Consider the following 19,508-nt stretch of genomic DNA (forward strand, 5'->3'; position numbering starts at 1 on the left):
TGGTTATCGTAATAAAAAGGAAAGCGGCAAGGTAATGAATTGCAGCACGTCTAGCGCAAATGAGCGAACCGGACCGACCCAAAAGTACAGCAACGGCACATCGCCAATTTTAATGAAAAGGAATGCCAGCACAACAAAGAAACCGTAGGGTTCGATTTTCGCAAACTGATAGGCATACTTGGTCGGCAGCAAACTTGTCAGGATGCGCCCGCCATCCAGCGGCGGAACCGGAAACAGGTTAAAAGCAAACAACGCCAGATTGACTAGAATACCGGCCCTGGCCATCAGCATAAAAAATTCTTGCGCTCCGAAAAATTGCCCCAGCACCTGGTACAGCACGAGCCACATCAGCGCCATGAAGAGATTCGCCGCGGGCCCGGCCAACGCCACCCAGGCCGAATCGCGCCTGGGCTTGCGCAGCTGGCCGAAATTGATCGGCACCGGCTTGGCGTAACCAAACAAGAAGGCGCCGCCGGTCGACAAATACAGCGCTATCGGAATCAGGATGGTCCCGAACGGATCGATGTGCTTGATCGGATTGAGGCTCATGCGGCCCAGCATATAAGCGGTGGGATCGCCGAAATACTTGGCGGCGTAGGCATGCGCGGCTTCGTGCAGCGTAATGGCGAACAACACGGGCAGCGCATACACTGCGACGGTTTGGATAAGATCATTCATGGGCGGGATTCTATCAGAGCAGCGTTGGCATCCGGTACGGGGAACGGTAAAAGATCTGCTCCCGGGATGGTTTGGACAATCGGGAATTACAAAAAGACAATATGGACGCCGCAAGCGGCGCCCTGGCAACCGGAATCAAAAACCAAACAAGCCGGCGTCGCCGCGCCCCTGGCGTATCAGTTCCGGCTCGTCGCCGCTGAGGTCGATCACGGTGGTCGGCTCCAGGCTGCAGGCGCCGCCGTCGATCACCAGTTCGATCTGCTTCTCCAGCTGGTCGCGCACTTCTTCCGGATCGGTCAAAGCCTGGTCCGCTCCCGGCAAAATCAAGGTGGTGCCGATCAGCGGCTGCCCCAGTTCTTCCAGCACCGCGCTGACGATACTGTGCTGCGGTACGCGCAGGCCGATAGTCTTGCGCGCCGGATGGCTGAGACGGCGCGGCACTTCCTTGGTGGCTTCGAGAATGAAGGTATAAGCGCCCGGCGTTGCGCTTTTCAGCAGCCGGAACTGACGGTTGTCGACCTTGGCGTACAGCGAGATTTCGCTCAGGTCGCGGCACAGCATGGTCAGATGGTGCTTGTCGTCGACGCCGCGGATGCGCCTGACCCGGTCTACCGCGTCCTTGTTGTCCAGCTGGCAGACCAGCGCATAGCAGCAATCGGTAGGCAAGGCGACGATGCCGCCGGCCTGGATGATTTGCACCGCCTGCTTGATCAGGCGCAATTGCGGATTGTCCGGGTGGATCTGGAAAAACTGGCTCATGGCTGTTCAGCTCAAAAAATGAAAAACGGCGCTAACCCGAAGGTCAGCGCCGTCGAATCAAGAAAAATTACAGGGCAGTGACTTGCGGATTACGCAAGGCTGCGATGCGTTGTTCGATCGGCGGATGGCTGGAAAACAGCGCCATGAAACCGGGCTTGTCGTTGATGCCCAGGGCTGCCATCGATTCCGGCAAGGTCGCGGGCTCAATCCCGCCCAGGCGCGCCAGCGCGTTCTGCATCGGCAAAGCGCTGCCCAGCAGTTTGGCGGAGCCGGCGTCGGCGCGGAATTCGCGATGGCGCGAGAACCAAGCCACGATCAGCGACGCGCCTATACCCAGCACAATCTGCGATACCAGCACAGTCGCCATATAGCCGATGCCAGGACCATCATTATTGCCACGCGACAAGGCGCGGTCGACAGCATAACCGATGACGCGCGACAGGAACACCACAAAAGTGTTCACCACGCCCTGAATCAGGGTCATGGTCACCATGTCGCCATTGGCGATGTGGGCGATTTCGTGGCCCAGCACTGCTTCGACTTCTTCCTTGGTCATGCTTTCCAGCAGACCGGTCGATACCGCGACCAGCGCCGAATTCTTGAAAGCGCCGGTGGCGAAGGCATTGGCGTCGCCCTGATACACGGCCACTTCAGGCATGCCGATGCCGGCGCGCTGCGCCAGCTTGCCGACCGTATCCACCAGCCACATCTCGGTCGAATTAGACGGCGAGGCAATCACACGGGCGCCGGTCGACCATTTCGCCATCTGCTTGCTGATCAGCAGCGAGAAGATCGATCCGGTGAAGCCGACCACCAGCGAAAACACCATCAGCATCGGCAGGTTGAGGCCGGCGCGAGTCAGGAAACGGTCCACGCCCAATAGCGACAGCACGACGCTCATGACAAGCATCACTGCGATATTGGTAGCAAGGAACAAGAAAATACGTTTCATGTGGAAACTCCAAAATGGGGAAAGAAGTGTCTTTAAAATAAGGTCGCCGACCCAAATTTCAAGAGTGCGGCGGCCAATTATGCCAGACTGCCTGCAGCAGAAAACAAAGCAATTAAACAATATTCACGCCAATATTCACGCCAATATTCACGCCTGATGCCGCCGAACTCAGTTATCCCCTCCCATTCTTCCACAAAATCTGCCGGCTGTTCCTGCTGCTGCCGGCTTAGGGCTAGCCGATGCCGCAGCAATCACTTTTGCATCACGGACTGGAATAGCGGCGATGCAAGCAAGCCGTCCAGCCAGCCGGCCAGGCTCTGGTACCGGCTGGCATAAAACCACTCCGGGTCGACCGCCACGAATTGCCGTACGAACGGGAAAATCGCCATATCGGCCAGGCCTCTCTTGTCCCCGTTGAGGAAACCGCTGGCAGCAATCCGTGTATCCAGCTGCGCCAGGATTGCTTCGCCCTGCTCACGGTAATGGCTGGCGGAATACTCCGGAAAGCGCTCCGCATACTTGTAGCGGTCCAGTAGACCCTTGAAAGCGCCATCGTTTTGCACGATCAGTTCCTGCGTCTGCCGCACCACTTCGGGATCCGTGCTCAGCCATTGTTCCGGGTCGTTCTGCGCCAGCGCCCAGCGCATGATGTCGAGGCTTTGCTCAAGCACGGCGCCGCCAGGCAACGCCAGCACCGGCACCGTGCCCTTGGGTGAACAGTCCAGCATGGCTTGCGGCTTGTTCCGCAGGCTGACCTCATGCATCTCGACCTCGACGCCGCTGATCTTGACAGCGAGGCGGGCGCGGATGGCGTATGGGCAACGACGAAAGGTGAATAAAATCGGCTTCAAATCAATCAACCTGCAAAAATTAATGCCAATAAAATAACACAGATGCAACCACATCGTTATTCACGCGGCGGCTGCTTGAAGGTGCGCTGAATTCTGCTATCTTTGCCGCACGGAAATTATTGGAGCCCCTATGCACAGTTCAACACCGCCGCCTGTCCTGCATGCGGCCGATCATCCATGACGCGCCGCCTGGCATCGGTCGATGCATTGCGCGGCTGCACCGTAGCAGCAATGCTGCTGGTGAACGACCCGGGCGACTGGGGCCACGTCTACGCCCCGCTGGAGCATTCTGCCTGGCACGGCTGCACGCCGACCGACCTGGTGTTTCCGTTTTTCCTGTTCATGGTCGGCCTCTCCACCGCCCTCGGCATCGAACCGCGCGTGGCGCAAGGCGGAGATCGCGCGGCATTGACGCGGGCGGCCTTGCTGCGGGCCTTGCGGATCGTGGCGCTGGGCCTGGCGATCAATCTGCTGGCCTGGCTGATCATGCCTGGCGTGCATTTACGCGCGCCGGGAGTGCTACAGCGGATCGGACTGTGCTTTGCCGCCACCGCACTGTTTGCGATCCACACCCGGCCGCGCACGCAATGGGGCGCAATCGTCGCCATCCTGCTCGGTTACTGGGGCTTGCTGGCGCTGGGCGGTTCGCTGGACCCCTGGGTCAACCTGGTCAGCCGCAGCGATAGCGCCATCTTCGGGAAACTGGTATATCAAATCGATCCGCTCAGCGGCCGCGGCCATGATCCGGAAGGCTTGCTTGCGACGCTGCCGTCTCTGGCCACTTGCCTACTCGGCCTGTGCGCCGGCCGCTGGCTGCGCACAGACCAGCTGAAACCGCTGCTCATCGCCGGCATTGCCGCGTTGGCCTTGGGCGCGCTGTGGTCGCTGGCGCTGCCGTTCAACAAAAATCTGTGGACGCCGTCGTTCGTGCTCTGGTGCGCCGGCTGGGCCATGCTGGCAACGCTGCTGTTGCATTGGCTGATCGACCGGCGCGGCTGGCCGGCGCTGGGGCGCCGCTTCGGCGTCAATGCCATTGCCGCTTATGCGGGGTCGGAACTGATGCAGATCCTGCTGCCCGGCCTGGGCTGGCAAGAGCCGCTTTATCAGCACTTGTTCGCAGGATGGATCGCGCCGCTGGCCGGAGCGCAGCTCGCTTCGCTGGCGTTTGCAGTGGCCTTCGTCGCCCTGTGGTGGCTGATCGTCTACGTGATGGACCTGCGGCGCTGGTATATCAAACTATAGCCCTCAGCGGAAGAACAGCAGCCTGGTCAGGAACGTATAGTCGGCCTCGGTCGCCATCAGGGCCACCAGCACCAGCAGGCAAAGCGGCGGCACCAGGATGGCGAACACCAGCGCCAGCCGCTCCCACGCCATGTGCATGAAAAAGGCGACGATCAGCCCTGCCTTCATCAGCATCAGGACGATAATCAGGGTCCAGCGCAGATAGCTATGGAAATTGAAGTAGTCGACCAGATAAGACAGCGTGCTGAGCACAAACAGCAGCCCCCAGATCTTGAGGTAGAGGCTGATCGGATGTTGTTGTCCTGTGGCGGAAGTCATGAGCGCACCTACCAGAGATAGAACAAGGCAAAAATGAAAACCCAGACCAGGTCGACGAAGTGCCAGTACAAGCCGGCGATTTCAACGATCTGGTAATTGCCGCCCGTGCCACCCTTGCCGCCGGGCCCGTCATAACGGCCTTTCAGCAAGCGCACGGCGACTATAATCAGGTAAATCACGCCGGCGCTCACGTGCAAGCCATGGAAGCCGGTGATCATGAAAAAAGTCGAGCCGAACTGCGGCGCGCCCATCGGATTGCCCCAGGGCCGCACGCCTTCCTGCAAAATCAGCTTGCTCCACTCAAACACCTGCATGCTGACGAAACAGACGCCAAAAGCGGCGGTGACAAACATCAGGACCGCCGCCCGCACGCGCTCGCGGCGATAGGCGAAATTGACTGCCATCGCCATGGTGCCGCTACTGCTGATGAGGACGAAAGTCATGATGGCGATCAGCAGCAGAGGCACCTCGGCGGCGCCTATCTTCAGGCTGAACACCAGGCTCGGATTGGGCCAGGGAATGGTGCTGGAAATGCGCACCGTCATGTAGCCGGTCAGGAAGCAGCTGAAGATGAAGGTGTCGGACAGCAGGAAAATCCACATCATCGCCTTGCCCCAGGACACCTGGAACGCGCGCTGGTCAGACGACCAGTCAGCCACCAGCTGGCGCCAGCGGCCGTGGCCGGATGCTTCTGCCGTGCTTGCCGGCGGAGTTGCAATGCTCATATATCCCCCTTCAACGGGTACCGCACACCATGCGCACAAAATCCGGCGTCAGCCAGCCCAGCGCGGCAAACAGCAGCAGCCAGACCGCCAGCAGGAAGTGCCAGTAGCGCGCGCACAGGCGGATACGCCAGGCCAGCCGGCGCGGCTGCTGGCGCCAGGAGCCGGCGGCAGCCATGCCCCAGCCGACCAGGCCGCCCGTCACATGCAGGGCGTGCATGGCGGTCAGCAAGTAAAAAAAACTGCCGGCCGGATTGCCGCTGGCGGTCACGTGAATCGCCTGCAGCGCCTGCCATCCCCATAGCTGGGCGGCGAGGAAGGCGATGCTGCAGGCACCCGCCAGCAACAGCAGGCTGCGGGCGCGTTCCATCTGATGGTTGTTGGCGGCGGCGACTGCAAGCTGTAAAACAACGCTGGCGATCGCCAGTATCGAGGTGCTCAGCCAGAGCTGCCAAGGCATCGCCAGCGGCGACCAGTCGGCGGCATCCATGCGCATGATGTAGGCCGCGATGAACAGCAGGAACAAGGCGCTGGCGACCGCCATGAACAGCCACAGGGCGACGCTGATGGCGGCGTAGCGGCGCTCAAGCGGGTTGTCCGCAGCCGGTTTGCCGTAACCGCCGCCCGATGATTTCAAGATCGCAGCGTCGCTCATGCCAGCACCTCCTTATCGACCGCCAGGCGCGACTCGGCGTCGCCGGGAACCGGCGGCGCGTTCTGGGCGATGAAATCTTCCTGCGCCCCGGGCACGCTATAAGTGTAGGCGCCACGGTACACCACCGGCAGATGCGGCCCCCAGTTGCCATGCACAGGAGGCGTTTGCGGCGTCTGCCATTCCAGCGATGCCGCGCGCCACGGATTGGCGCTGGCGCGCTTGCCGTAAAAAACGCTCCACACCATATTGAAGATGAAGATCAGCTGCGCCGTCGCCACGATCAGGGCGACTACGGTAATGAAGGCGTTCATGGTCTGCGCCGAATCCGGAATGAACTTATAGTCTTCGAAAGCATAGTAACGGCGCGGCATGCCGAGGATGCCGAGGTAATGCATAGGGAAAAAGATGGCATACGTGCCGAGGAAGGTTACCCAGAAATGCAGCTTCCCGAGGCCGTCGTGCAGCATGCGGCCGCTGATCTTGGGATACCAGTGATAGATGGCGCCGAAAATCACCAGCAGCGGCGACACTCCCATCACCATATGAAAATGCGCCACCACGAAATAGGTATTGGAGAGCGGAATATCGACGCTGACATTGCCGAGGAACAGGCCGGTCAGCCCGCCGATCAGGAAGGTGCTGACGAAGGCCAGCGCAAACAGCATCGGCACCGACAGGTGGATATCGCCTTTCCACAGGGTCAGCACCCAGTTATAAACCTTGAGGGCGGTGGGAACCGCGATGATCAGTGTGGTGGTGGCGAAGAAAAAGCCGAAATACGGATTCATGCCGCTGACGAACATGTGATGCGCCCACACCACCACGCTGAGCACGCCTATCGCGATGATCGCCCACACCATGGTGCGGTAGCCGAAGATGCTCTTGCGCGCATGCACGCTGATCAGGTCGGAGACGATGCCGAACGCCGGCAAGGCCACGATATACACCTCGGGATGGCCGAAAAACCAGAACAGGTGCTGGAACAGCAAGGGACTGCCGCCTTTGTAGCCGCTGATCTGCCCCATCGACACCAGCGCCGGCATGAAGAAGCTGGTGCCCAGCGTGCGATCCAGCAGCATCATGACGCCGCTCACGAACAGCGCCGGAAACGCCATCAAGGCCAGGATGGTGGCGACGAAAATACCCCACACCGTAAGCGGCATGCGCAACAGGGTCATGCCCTCGGTGCGCGCCTGCAGCACCGTGGTGACATAGTTCAAGCCGCCCATGGTGGCGGCGACGATGAAGATCAGCAGCGACACCAGCATCAGGATGATGCCCCACTCATAGCCCGGCGTTCCCGGCAGGATCGCCTGCGGCGGGTAGAGCGTCCAGCCGGCGCCGGTCGGCCCGCCCGGCACGAAGAAACTTGCCATCAGCACGATCACCGACAGCAGGTAGACCCAGAAACTCAGCATGTTCAGGTAAGGAAACACCATGTCGCGCGCCCCCACCATCAGCGGAATCAGGTAATTGCCGAAGCCCCCGAGGAACAGCGCTGTCAAGAGATAGATCACCATGATCATGCCGTGCATGGTCATGAACTGGTAATAGTGCGCCGCATCGATGAAGGCGAACTTGCCGGGAAACCCCAACTGCAGACGCATCAGGTTCGACAGCCCCACCCCCACCAGCCCGGCCAGGATGGCGACGCTGGCATACTGGATCGCAATCACCTTGTGATCCTGGCTCCAGACGTATTTGCGGAAGAAACCTTGCGGCAAATGGTCTTCATGCGGGTCTTGATGCGCGCTGTCGTCAGTGTAGGCCATGGCTTTCCTTGCTTAGCGGATGATGTTTATTGTTGCGCCTGCTGTTTCGGTGCGGCTGCCGGCGCCGCGCCTACCGATTTGATGTAAGCCACCAGCGCCGCCAGCTCGGCATCGCTCATGTCGATTTTCGGCATCATCGGCGCGAAGCCTTTCACCACGCGCGCCTGCGGATCGCGGATGAACGCTTTCAGATATGCCTCGTCCACCAGCGCGGTGGCGCCGTTTTCCATGGTTTCGGTTTTGCCGTACAAGCCTTTCCAGGTCGGGCCGACGCGCGGCGTGCCGTCCACCGTATGGCAGGCCACGCAAGCCTTGGACTCCGCCAGCGCCTTGCCCTGCCCCGCCAGCACATCGCCGGCTGCAGCCACGGCAGCACCGGCGGCAACGCCGACAGTTGCCGCGGCCGGCGGCGCCATGCTCTGGGCAAAGGTCGGCTGCGCCTTCAGCCACTTCTGGTAGCTGGCGGCGTCTTCCACCACCACATAGCCGCGCATGCCGGCGTGGCCGACGCCGCACAGCTGCGCGCACAAGACTTCATAGCGGCCGATCTTGTTCGGCGTGAACCAGAATGAAGTGATCATGCCGGGCACCATGTTCATGCGGGCGCGGAACGGCGGCGCATAGAAATCGTGCAGCACATCCATCGAACGCAGCAGCATCCGCACCGGCTGGTCGACCTGCAGATGTAGTTCATTGTTATTGATAAGGATATTGTCCTGGCCGGCCGGATCGGCCGGATCCAGCCCGAAGGGATTGGCGGCGCTGATCAGCGCCACGCTGGAGCGCCCCAGTTTGCCGCTGGGGCCTGGATAGCGGAAACGCCATTGCCATTGCTGGCCGACCACTTCGACATCGCGCGCATTCGCCGGCACGGTGACGTAGGCGGCATACACGAACAGCCCCGGCGCCAGCAAGCCCATGATGGCAATGCTGGTGCCGACGATCAGCCAGCGTTCCAGCTTGAGGTTCTCCGGCCGATAAGCGGCCTGGCGGCCTTCGCGGTGGCGAAAACGCAGCAGGGTGTACACGATGAACAGATTGATGACGACGAAGAAGATGCCGGTGATGATCAGGGTGATGGTCAGCGTATCGTCCATTTGCCGCCAGTTCGATGCCAGCGGGGTCGCCCACCAGGGGCTGACGAAATGAAACAGCACCGAAGCGACGACGATCAGGATGAGTGCGACTGCCATGGCCATAGCTACCCTCTTTCCTGCGGAGCGCTCCGCGGAAGTGATGCAAATGTAATGAAGTACTCTCTGAATGCTTGTAACGACAGCCGCAACCACGCTCCGGCCTACCGTATATCCGCATATGGGTACGCGAACGGATCAGGGCTTAACTCCTGATCCGTCGGCACTCACGGCAAATGATGGTTAAACGGATAGCTAAACGCGCGCCGCTATTGTCCCAAAGGCCGTTCCAGCTTCCAGTAGATGATCGCCGCCGACATACCGAATACCAGGTGGGCGGCCAGCGTCGCCCAGCCGCGCATATCAGCAAACCACGAGAAGAAGCGGACCATGCCATAAAAATTGAACAGATAGACAGCCAAGCCGAACACAGCGCCGGTCAGCAAGACCATGCCGACGCTGGAGTCAAAGTGGAAAGGCGCGATGATGGCGGCCAGGATCAGGGCCAGCACAATCCCCAGCACATAATGGGTGCCCAGCGCCACGGCGACCACGCCGATGTTGAAGGTGGTTGATTGCAAGGCATCCGGCCCCATCACGATGGCGGCGATCATATGCGATGTAGCCCAAGGGCTGGTGTCCTGGAAGATCGACGACCATAGCAGTTCCAGCACCATCATGACCGCACCGGCGGCAAAACCGGAGACTGCTGCTGCCGGCCAGTCTGGCAGGCGATGCTCCAAGTGATGCGAATGCATGTGAAGTTCCATGATGACCTCCTGAAAGCGATGACAAGCAGCTACGCCACGGCAACAATAGCCGCGACGCCGGTCCGCCACGCAGACACCGCGCCGGACTCTCTTTCAGAGTAGTACAGAATCATAGACATGCAAAGGCAGTAACTATGCTGCGACGCAGCAACCAGGCCGCTCTGCGGCCGGTCAGAAGTTTGTTACCAGTTATGCCAGACCGGGGTAACGCTATCAGGCAAAGGCGGCAAGGCGCCGAGGTCGACCCGCGATTCGGCCGGGCTGTGGAAATCGGAACCGCGCGAAGCCAGGAAACCGTACCTGGAGGCAACCTTGGCGTAATAGTCATACTGATCCGGCGTATGGCTGCCGGTCATGACTTCGATCGCAGCGCCGCCAAGCTGCTTGAATTCGCTGAAGAAAGCGTCAAAGGCCAGGTCGCTCAGCTTGTAGCGCCCCGGATGCGCCACCACGGCAATACCGCCGGCGTCGCGTATCCACTGCACCGATTGCGCCAGCGAGGCCCAACGGTGAGGCACATAGCCCGGATTGCCTTCGGTAAGATAGTTGCGGAATACTTCGCTGGTGTCGGCGCAACGGCCGATCTCCACCAGGTAACGGGCGAAATGGGTGCGCGAAATCAGGTCGGGATTGCCGACATGCTTCAAGGCGCCTTCGAAAGCGTCGGGAATGCCGACCGTCGCCAGTTGCGCCGCCATTTCATGCGCGCGCCGTTCACGGCCGCCACGGGTTGCCGCCAAGCCCTGCACCAGCTGCGGATTGGTTTCGTCGATTTGCAAGCCGACGATATGGATGGTGTGGTTAGCCCAGGTAATCGAAATTTCCACGCCGGCGACATACGGCAGGTCCAGCGCCGCCGCAGCCGCCCTGGCTTCAGCGATACCGTCGATTTCGTCGTGATCGGTCAGCGCCCACATGTCCACTCCATTCGCCTTGGCGCGCGCCGCCACCGCCATCGGCGTCAGCGTACCGTCGGAAACATTGGAGTGGCAATGGAGATCAACATTCAACATCATTAGTCCTACAGGGGGAAGTACGGTAAAAAGCTGGCTAGCCGCCTGGCAGCAGCCTCATATCAGGATTGTACGCCTCTTGGCCGGCATATGCTGCAGCGCACATTTCCCCCGTTTCAGCGCTTCCTCAAGCTGCGCCCTGCTCCTGCAGGAATTCTTCGATCAAATGCGCCAGCGTCTGCGGCTGGTCGTGATGCAGCATGTGGCCAGCTTCCGCAATGAACACCATCCTGGCGCGCGGCAGGACGGCGATACGGCGGTCGACTTCCTCGCGCATGGTTTCCTGGCCGCCCATCCATTGCCACATATTGGTTTCCGCCGCCTCGACGCACAGCACCGGCGCCGTGGTGCTGCGCCAGCAGGCCAGCATTTCTTCCACCCGAGGCAATACCGGATTGATGATCTTGTGCGCCGGATCGGCCAGGATTTCCCAGCGGCCGAGATCGTTCTGGCGTGCCCAGTGCTGCGCCAGGAAGGCCGCCCGGCTGTCGCTCAGGCGCGGATTGGTTTTCTGCAGGCGAGCCGCCACCGCCGCCAGGTCTGGATAGCTTTGCAGGGACGCCGATTCGATCAGCTGATCCAGCCATTTGGCGTAACGTGTTGGCGCCAGGTCAGCCGCCAGACGGGTGCCGCCGAAACCTTCCAGGTTGATCAGTGTCTTGATCCGCTGCGGCCGCGTGCCCGCATACAAGCCGACGGCATAGCCGCCCATGCTGTGGCCGAGCAGGTTGACCGCTTCATCCGTCGCATAGTGCTGCAGGATGGCGTCGAGGTCGGCCAGGTAATCGGGAAACCAGTAGCTGTCCACCGGCGGTCCCTCGGTCAGGCCGAAGCCGCGCCAGTCCGGGGCGATCACATGCCAGTCGCGCTGCAGGCAATCCACCACGAACTGGAACGAGGCGGAGACATCCATCCAGCCGTGCATCATGAAGATTTTCGGGGCGCCGGCGCGGCCCCAGTGGCGCACGTGATAGCGCAAGCCGCGCAAGGGAATGAATTCTGAACGGGATAATTTCATCGACATAGGACTTGTACAGTTTGCGTGATTAGATGGATGCTATGCCAGGAACTGGCCGAGATCAAAGTTGGACTTCAGCTCGCCGCCGGAAAATTCTTCCTGCAGCCAGTGCTCCGCGCGCGTCCGTCCGGCATCGCGCAAGGCATGGATGAAGGAGGCTTTGGTGTTGAGCTTGCTGGCCACGCTCAGCTGGCTCATCAGGGCATCGGAATCGATCACGTGGATCTGCAATTCCATCAGGCGGTCATGCATTTTTCCGCGTGCCTCGGGATCTGCCTCGGATTCCCGCTTGGCCAGCGCCAGCCCGCCCAGCTCGGTGAAAAAAGTCGAACTGAAACTGATTTCGCTCAGGCGCTGGCCGATCTCTTCGGTGCTGGTCGGCGTCAGCGGCCGCCGGAACGGATGCAGCAGCACCGCCAGCACATCCGGCGAGGTACACAGGTGCAACAAGGGGAAAATCGGCGGGTTGGCAGTCAGGCCGCCATCCCAGTAGGCTTCGCCGTCGATCTCGACCGCATGGTGCATCGACGGCAGGCAAGCCGAGGCCAGCAAGGCGTCTTGCGTCAGGTCCTCATTGCGGAAGATGCGCAGGCGGCCGGTGCTGACCTGGGTGGCGGCGATGAACAGCTTGATCTTGCCCTCTACCCGCAGCCGGTCGAAATCGATCTGCTTGCTGAGGATATCGCGCAAGGGATTCAGGTCGAAAGGATTGAGCTGGTAAGGCGAGAACATGCGGGTCACCGAAAACATATGCTTGAGCAGCGCCGAGGAAGTCGCCTGCGAGGCAATGCCCGCTTCGCTTAAGGCATCCGGCCGCATGAAGCTGTACAGGTCGCGGGTGCTGACGCTGTCCCAGAAATCCGCCAACGCCTGGCGTGCGCCGTCGCGGCCGCCGGTCGCCAGTCCGTAGCTCATCACCACTGCATTCATGGCGCCGGCGCTGGCGCCGCTGATGCCTTCGATATCGATGCGCGGTTCTTCCAGCAGGCGGTCCAGCGCGCCCCAGGTAAAGGCGCCGTGTGAACCGCCGCCCTGCAGGGCTAGCGTGATTATCTTGTTTTGCATGAATAGTTCCTGAAGATGGTTATCTGTCGCATGTCGTCATGCGCTGAAATTCGGTCGCATGGAGCACAATCTATTGCGGCGTCTGCCCATACCCTCCCACATATTCCACTAATTTACCAATCTTTCGCATAGAGCGTTTTCTTGGAATCAGTTTCATGCCCATCTTGACGACTTGCTTTGCGAGCAGCCGCCAACGCATTGTGCACCACAACGGCACGCATTTTGCTTTTCAGCATTCAAGATCGGACGTGCACAAGCATCGCTGCCGCCATTGCACCGCTTTCTTTCGCCGGCGAACCAAAGTTGCGCAGCGGCGCGCCGCAATCGGGCAATAGATTTTTCTTTGGATTTTCGTGCAGCTGAAACCATCTCGTGGAGAAGAATCATGAATGCAAATACCGGCGCCCCAGCCCTGAAACAGACCCTGGGCACGATACAGTTGTGGGGAATTGCGGTCGGCCTGGTCATATCGGGCGAGTATTTCGGCTGGAGCTATGGCTGGGCCTCGGCCGGCACCCTTGGGTTTACCGTGACGGCGCTGTTTATCGCCGCCATGTATACCGCCTTCATCTTCAGCTTCACGGAATTGACTACCTCGATCCCGCATGCCGGCGGCCCTTTCGCCTACAGCAAGAAAGCCTTCGGCCCGCTGGGCGGCTATATCGCCGGCGCCGCCACCCTGATCGAATTCGTGTTTGCGCCGCCAGCGATTGCACTGGCGATCGGCGCCTATCTGAATGTCCAGTTTCCCGCGCTCGATCCCAAAACCGCTGCAGTCGGCGCCTACCTGGTGTTCATGACGCTGAATATCGTCGGCGTGCAGATCGCCGCCATGTTTGAACTGTGTGTGACCCTGCTGGCGATTTTCGAGCTGCTGGTGTTCATGGGCGTGGTTTCGCCGGGCTTTTCGATTGCGCATTTCGTCAAGGGCGGCTGGTCCGGCCAGGACCATTTCAGCCTGGCCTCGATTCCCGGCATGTTTGCGGCCATTCCGTTCGCGATCTGGTTTTTCCTGGCCATCGAAGGGGTGGCGATGGCAGCCGAGGAAGCCAAGAATCCCCAGCGCTCCATCCCGATCGCCTACATCACCGGCATCATCACGCTGGTGCTGCTGGCGATCGGCGTCATGGTGTTTGCCGGCGGCGCCGGCGACTGGACCAAGCTGGCCAACATCAACGATCCGCTGCCGCAAGCCATGAAACTGATCGTCGGCGAACACAGCAGCTGGCTGCACATGCTGGTGTGGCTGGGCCTGTTCGGCCTGATCGCCTCCTTCCACGGCATCATCCTCGGCTATTCACGGCAGATATTCGCGCTGGCCCGGGATGGCTACCTGCCGGGCTATTTCGCCAAGATCCATGCGCGCTTCAACACCCCGCACCGGGCGATCCTGGCTGGTGGCGTGATCGGCATCGCCGCCATCTACAGCGATGAGCTGATCACCCTCGGCGGCCAGACCCTGACCGCCAATATCGTCACCATGTCGGTCTTCGGCGCCATCACCATGTACATCATCAGTATGCTCAGCCTGTTCCGCCTGCGCCGCAGCGCGCCCGACATGCCGCGGCCGTTCCGCGCGCCGTTGTATCCGTGGCTGCCGGCGTTTGCACTGGTTGGCGCCTGCGTCTGCATGGCCACCATGATTTATTACAACCTGCTGATCTTCGGCGTGTTCGCGGCCTTCCTGGCCTGCGGCTATGTGGTGTTCCTGATGACCAAGAATAGTCGTACACTGGAACCCAGCGCTGTGGCGTAAGCCAATCCGACAAACTGCATGGAGGACCGCATCGGTGGGCAACAGCAAGCATCCTTTCAGTCATATGGTCGGAACCAAAAGCTATATTTTCCGCGACCTCAAGGACCTGATGGCCAAGGCCACGCCGCCACGCTCCGGCGACTACCTGGCGGGCCTGGCCGCCGCCAGCGCGGAAGAACGGGTGGTGGCGCAGATGACCCTGGCCGCCGTGCCGCTGGCCACCTTCCTCAGCAATTTGCTGATCCCTTATGAACAGGATGAAATCAGCCGCCTGATCGTCGACGATCACGACGCCGCCGCCTTTGCCCGCATCAGCCATTTGACCGTGGGCGACTTTCGCAACTGGCTGTTGAGCGATGCGGTTGACGAACAGATGCTGACCGCCGTGGCGCCCGGCGTCACGCCGGAAATGGCGGCCGCCGTATCCAAGATCATGCGGGTGCAGGACCTGATCCTGGTCGCAAAAAAATGCCGGGTGGTGACCCGCTTCCGCAACACCATCGGCCTGGCCAACAGCCTGTCGACCCGCCTGCAGCCTAACCATCCGACCGACGATGCCAGCGGCATCGCCGCCAGCATCCTCGACGGTCTTTTATACGGCAGCGGCGATGCGGTGATAGGCATCAATCCGGCCACCGACAACCTGCCGCAAGTGATCAAGATCGTCAGCATGCTCGACGACATCATCCAGCGCTACCAGATTCCGACCCAGTCCTGCGTGCTGACCCACGTCACCAATACCATACAAGCTATCAATCGCGGCGCGCCGGTGGACCTGGTGTTCCAGTCGATTGCCGGCACCGAGGCCGCCAACCTCAGCTTCGGCATCAACCTGGCGCTGCTGGCGGAAGCGCGTACAGCGGCCTTGTCGCTGCAGCGCGGCACGGTCGGCGACAACGTCATGTATTTCGAAACCGGCCAGGGCAGCGCGCTATCGGCCAATGCACATCATGGCATCGACCAGCAGACCTGCGAAGCGCGGGCCTATGCGGTGGCGCGCAAGTTCCAGCCGCTGCTGGTGAATTCGGTGGTCGGCTTTATCGGCCCCGAATATCTGTACGACGGCAAGCAGATCATCCGCGCCGGACTGGAAGATCATTTCTGCGCCAAGCTGCTGGGCCTGCCGATGGGCTGCGATGTCTGCTACACCAACCACGCCGAAGCCGACCAGGACGACATGGATGTATTGCTGACCCTGCTCGGCGCCGCCGGCTGCACCTTTGTCATGGGGATTCCGGGTTCGGACGACATCATGCTCAACTACCAGACTACCTCCTTCCACGATGCCTTGTATGTGCGGCGCCTGCTGGGATCGAAGCCGGCGCCGGAATTCGAGGCCTGGCTGAAGAGCATGCAGATTTTCAGTGAAGGCGAACAGGTCAAGCTGGGCACAGCCTTGCCATCGATATTCAAACAAGCGCTGCTGCGCCTATCCTGAGGCTGCCTGCATGACTAAACCGAACCCCACCGTCGTCAACAATCCGTGGCAAGCATTGCGGCAGTTTACCGCCGCCCGCATTGCGCTCGGACGCAGCGGCGTCAGCTTGCCGACATCTGCCCAACTGGATTTCCAGCTAGCGCATGCGCGGGCGCGCGATGCAGTGCACCTGGCACTGGACGCCAAGGCGCTGAGCAGCCGCCTGAGCGAGTCCTTTGCCGGCAACACGCACTGCGTCACCGTATCGAGCGCGGCGGGAAACCGCGACACCTACCTGCAGCGCCCCGACCTCGGACGGCGGCTGGACGCCGCCTCGCGCAGCATCTTGCAGGAACTGCGGCAAAACCAACAGCCGGCGGCCAACTACGATCTCGCCATCGTCATTGCCGACGGCTTGTCGGCGCTTGCCATCGAGCAGAATGCCCAGCCTTTCCTGGAGGCGCTGATGAAGCGCCTGGCGCCCGAGAACTGGGCGCTGGCGCCGATCGCCATCGTGCGCCAGGGACGGGTCGCGGTGGGCGATGAAGTCGGCGAAATATTCGGAGCCAAGCTGGTGGTGATCCTGATCGGCGAACGCCCCGGCCTGAGTTCGCCCGACAGCATGGGGCTGTACCTGACTTGGGCGCCGCGCATCGGCCTGACCGATGAAAGCCGCAATTGCATTTCCAATGTGCGGCCCGCCGGCCTGTCGTATGAAGAAGCGGCGTTCAAGCTGCATTACCTGCTGACGCAAGCGCGCCAGCGGCAACTCTCCGGCATCCACTTAAAAGATGAAACCGGCACCGCCGGCGGACAATTGCCGCAGCCTTCACGCAATTTCCTGCTGGACGAATGCTAGGCCCCGCCGCCGGCGACCCACAGAAAGACAGCAATGAGCAGTCTGACAAGCTGTTGTTTTTTTGCGCGATTTTACAATTCCCAGCTATAGACACAACAGAACTCTCATCTATAATTGCAACGGAAATTAACAGTAAATAAGAATCGATTACAAAATTACCTTGCTTTACATGCAACACCATCAGCCAGCCAAACGAGATCATCCGCCGTACTAGCCAGCCAAAATTCCGCGCGCCGCACAAGCCGGCCTGCCAAACTTTTTGCTGACTATAAAAATGAACCGCCTCAACCCGATTGCCGCTGCCCTGGTCGCAGTGTTCGCCGCCCCTCTGTCCTCGCAAGCGCAACAAGCCCCCAGCCCAAAAACAAGTGCCAGCCCTGCCGTACTGCAGGAAGTCGTGGTGGAAGGCAGCCGCGGCGATTTCAACGCCAACGGCACTTCCCTCACCAAATTGCCGGCCGACCTGCATGACGTGCCGCAATCGGTCGTCGTCGTCAACAAGGCGCTGATGCAATCGCAAGGCGCGAGTTCGCTGGCCGATGCCCTGCGCAACGTCGCTGGCATCACGCTGGGCGGCGCGGAAGGCGGCCAGATCGGCAACAATATCAACCTGAACGGCTTTTCGGCACGCACCGACATCTATCTGGATGGCTTCCGCGACCGCGGCCAGTACTACCGCGACACTTTTGCCATCGATGAAGTCGAAGTGCTGATGGGGCCGTCCTCGATGCTGTTCGGGCGCGGCTCCACCGGCGGCGTGATCAACCAGGTGACCAAGAAGGCCAACCTGCATGCCTCGACCGAAGTCTCGGCGTCGGCCACCACCAACGGCCTGGTGCGTACTACCGCGGACTACAACCGCCCATTGTCGGACACTTCGGCATTGCGCCTGTCGGCCATGGCGCAAAGCGGCAAGGCCACTACGCGCGACCAGACCGACGTCCAGGATTTCGGCCTGGCCGGTTCCTATGTGTTCGGCATCGGCACGCCGACCGAAATCACCCTGTCAGCCCTGATCCAGCACAACCACGACATGCCCGACTACGGCCTGCCGCCGCTCAACGGCCATCCGGCCAATGTCGGCCGCGATACCGCCTACGGCCTCAACAGCGACCACACCAATCAGGACGTGGCGTCGCTCAACACCACCATCCGCCACAAGATCACGCCCGACGTAGTGCTGCGCAACCAGACCCAGTTCAACTATGTGCGCACCAGCGCGGTAGAGACCGCACCGAACACCATCGGTACGGTGTCCGCCGCCGGCTTCACGCCGTTGCCGACTTCGGCCGTCAGTTCGCTGCCGTTGAGCAGCCTATATGTGCGCGGCCAAAGCCATGACCGCGACATCCGCGACTATTCGATTTTCAACCAGACCGAACTGTCGGCCAAGCTCAGCACCGGCAGCATCAAGCATGAACTGCTGGCGGGCTTCGAAGTCGGCCACGACGGTTACGACAACCAGGCTTACTACCGCAACGGCAGCTGCAACGGCGTGGCCTTGAATGCACCTTCGACGGTAGCCGGCTACAACGACTGCGTGCCGCTGCTCAATCCGAGCTACAGCACGGCCGGCAGCAATGTCGTCAGCCAAGCCGGCAACCGTGCCGGTGGTTCCGCCAATACGATCGCCGCCTATCTCAACGACACCGTGACGCTCACCGATCAGTTCAAGCTGGTCGGCGGCCTGCGCTTCGACCGCTACATCGCCAGCATCACCAACTCGCTGAACTCGGCCACTGCGCCGGCGGCCGCCAAGAACACCGCCCTGCCGTCAGCCCAGCAAACCGTCAACTTCACCAGCGTGCGCCTGGGCAGCATCTGGCAGCCAAGCGCGGCACAGTCTTACTACCTGTCCTATGGCACCTCGTTCAACCCGTCGCTGGAACAGCTGACCGGCACCACCGGCCAGCAAAACCTCGATCCGGAAAAGAACCGCTCCTACGAACTGGGCGGCAAATGGGATCTGCTCAACGACAAGCTGTCGCTCAACGCCGCTATCTTCCAGATCAAGAAAGAAAACGCGCGCAGCCTGGTCAGCACCGGCGTCTATGTGCTGGACGGCACGGTAAGAGTCAATGGCGCCCGCGCCGGCGCCACCGGTCACATCACCAAGGATTGGCAGGTCGCGCTCGGCTATACCTACCTGGACGCCAAGGTGATCCAGTCTTCCAGCCTCGACGGCACGCTGGGCAAGATCCCGGTCAACACGCCGAAGAACACGCTGACCAGCTGGACCACCTACAAGGTTGCGCCGCATTGGGAAGTCGGCGGCGGCGCCAGCTATATGTCGGCGCGCTACGCCAATCCGACCAACACGGTGCAGGCCGGCGGCTATACGCGCTGGGATGCAACGGTGGCGTATACGCAACCGAAATACGATATCCGCCTGAATCTGTTCAACCTGACCAACAAGATGTATTACGATGCCTTGATCCAGTCCGACGGCGGCCGTTCGGTGCCAGGCACAGGCCGTACCGCCATGCTGTCGCTCAACTATCGTATGTAATTAGAAAAGCCAGAGAAAC

The 19,508-nt window shown here is 60.8% G+C and carries 18 protein-coding genes; 5 read left to right on the top strand and 13 right to left on the bottom strand.

Annotated elements, in window-relative coordinates; genetic code table 11:
* Positions 1–3 precede the first annotated feature (3 nt).
* The 4 genes from BCF11_RS26760 to BCF11_RS26775 form a co-directional block, all read right to left on the bottom strand.
* Positions 4–678: a site-2 protease family protein gene (locus BCF11_RS26760; RefSeq protein ID WP_098497890.1), complete on the bottom strand. Its 675-nt coding sequence runs from the start codon at positions 676–678 to the stop codon at positions 4–6.
* A gap of 135 nt (positions 679–813) precedes the next feature.
* Entirely contained in the window at positions 814–1,437 is a 624-nt protein-coding gene (locus BCF11_RS26765; RefSeq protein ID WP_098497891.1) for an L-threonylcarbamoyladenylate synthase, read from the bottom strand.
* 67 nt (positions 1,438–1,504) lie between these two features.
* Complete coding sequence (gene htpX, locus BCF11_RS26770; protein WP_098497892.1) at positions 1,505–2,389, bottom strand: protease HtpX; 885 nt, start codon at positions 2,387–2,389, stop codon at positions 1,505–1,507.
* 251 nt (positions 2,390–2,640) lie between these two features.
* Entirely contained in the window at positions 2,641–3,240 is a 600-nt protein-coding gene (locus tag BCF11_RS26775) for a glutathione S-transferase (RefSeq protein WP_233212730.1), read from the bottom strand.
* Between the two features lie 177 nt (positions 3,241–3,417).
* Between BCF11_RS26775 and BCF11_RS26780 the strand changes: the two genes are divergently transcribed.
* Positions 3,418–4,482: an acyltransferase family protein gene (locus BCF11_RS26780; RefSeq protein WP_098497894.1), complete on the top strand. Its 1,065-nt coding sequence runs from the start codon at positions 3,418–3,420 to the stop codon at positions 4,480–4,482.
* A 3-nt stretch (positions 4,483–4,485) separates the two neighbouring features.
* On the opposite strand, the gene BCF11_RS26785 is transcribed toward BCF11_RS26780, so the two are convergent.
* The 9 genes from BCF11_RS26785 to BCF11_RS26825 form a co-directional block, all read right to left on the bottom strand.
* Positions 4,486–4,800, bottom strand: coding sequence for a cytochrome C oxidase subunit IV family protein (locus BCF11_RS26785; protein ID WP_098497895.1), 315 nt, complete (start codon positions 4,798–4,800; stop codon positions 4,486–4,488).
* A gap of 8 nt (positions 4,801–4,808) precedes the next feature.
* A complete protein-coding gene (locus BCF11_RS26790; RefSeq protein WP_098497896.1) occupies positions 4,809–5,525 on the bottom strand; it encodes a heme-copper oxidase subunit III family protein in 717 nt (238 codons plus the stop codon).
* A 10-nt stretch (positions 5,526–5,535) separates the two neighbouring features.
* A complete protein-coding gene (locus tag BCF11_RS26795) occupies positions 5,536–6,177 on the bottom strand; it encodes a cytochrome c oxidase subunit 3 (RefSeq protein ID WP_143751536.1) in 642 nt (213 codons plus the stop codon).
* On the bottom strand, positions 6,174–7,949 hold the full coding sequence (locus tag BCF11_RS26800) for a cbb3-type cytochrome c oxidase subunit I (protein WP_098497897.1): 1,776 nt from the start codon (positions 7,947–7,949) through the stop codon (positions 6,174–6,176). The genes BCF11_RS26795 and BCF11_RS26800 overlap by 4 nt, the downstream gene beginning before the upstream one ends.
* Before the next feature lie 26 nt (positions 7,950–7,975).
* Positions 7,976–9,148 (bottom strand): cytochrome c oxidase subunit II, encoded by a 1,173-nt coding sequence (locus BCF11_RS26805; protein WP_098497898.1) that lies wholly within the window; start codon positions 9,146–9,148, stop codon positions 7,976–7,978.
* A gap of 203 nt (positions 9,149–9,351) precedes the next feature.
* Positions 9,352–9,852, bottom strand: coding sequence for a hypothetical protein (locus BCF11_RS26810; protein WP_098497899.1), 501 nt, complete (start codon positions 9,850–9,852; stop codon positions 9,352–9,354).
* A 182-nt stretch (positions 9,853–10,034) separates the two neighbouring features.
* Positions 10,035–10,865, bottom strand: a complete 831-nt coding sequence (locus BCF11_RS26815; protein WP_098498004.1) for a 3',5'-nucleoside bisphosphate phosphatase — start codon at positions 10,863–10,865, stop codon at positions 10,035–10,037.
* A 127-nt stretch (positions 10,866–10,992) separates the two neighbouring features.
* The gene (locus BCF11_RS26820) at positions 10,993–11,889 is read right to left on the bottom strand and encodes an alpha/beta fold hydrolase (protein ID WP_098497900.1); all 897 of its coding nucleotides are present in this window, start codon (positions 11,887–11,889) and stop codon (positions 10,993–10,995) included.
* Positions 11,890–11,922: 33 nt separating this feature from the next.
* Positions 11,923–12,948 (bottom strand): patatin-like phospholipase family protein, encoded by a 1,026-nt coding sequence (locus BCF11_RS26825; RefSeq protein ID WP_098497901.1) that lies wholly within the window; start codon positions 12,946–12,948, stop codon positions 11,923–11,925.
* Positions 12,949–13,333: 385 nt separating this feature from the next.
* Between BCF11_RS26825 and eat the strand changes: the two genes are divergently transcribed.
* The 4 genes from eat (at position 13,334) to BCF11_RS26845 (ending at position 19,489) form a co-directional block, all read left to right on the top strand.
* Positions 13,334–14,704: an ethanolamine permease gene (gene eat / locus BCF11_RS26830; protein WP_098497902.1), complete on the top strand. Its 1,371-nt coding sequence runs from the start codon at positions 13,334–13,336 to the stop codon at positions 14,702–14,704.
* Positions 14,705–14,768: 64 nt separating this feature from the next.
* Positions 14,769–16,142, top strand: a complete 1,374-nt coding sequence (locus BCF11_RS26835; RefSeq protein ID WP_098498005.1) for an ethanolamine ammonia-lyase subunit EutB — start codon at positions 14,769–14,771, stop codon at positions 16,140–16,142.
* 10 nt (positions 16,143–16,152) lie between these two features.
* Positions 16,153–16,980 (top strand): ethanolamine ammonia-lyase subunit EutC, encoded by an 828-nt coding sequence (eutC, locus tag BCF11_RS26840; RefSeq protein WP_098497903.1) that lies wholly within the window; start codon positions 16,153–16,155, stop codon positions 16,978–16,980.
* 274 nt (positions 16,981–17,254) lie between these two features.
* A complete protein-coding gene (locus tag BCF11_RS26845; RefSeq protein ID WP_098497904.1) occupies positions 17,255–19,489 on the top strand; it encodes a TonB-dependent siderophore receptor in 2,235 nt (744 codons plus the stop codon).
* The last annotated feature ends 19 nt before the right edge of the window (positions 19,490–19,508 follow it).

This window comes from Collimonas sp. PA-H2, from assembly GCF_002564105.1.
In the GTDB taxonomy this organism is placed as follows: Bacteria; Pseudomonadota; Gammaproteobacteria; order Burkholderiales; family Burkholderiaceae_D; genus Collimonas.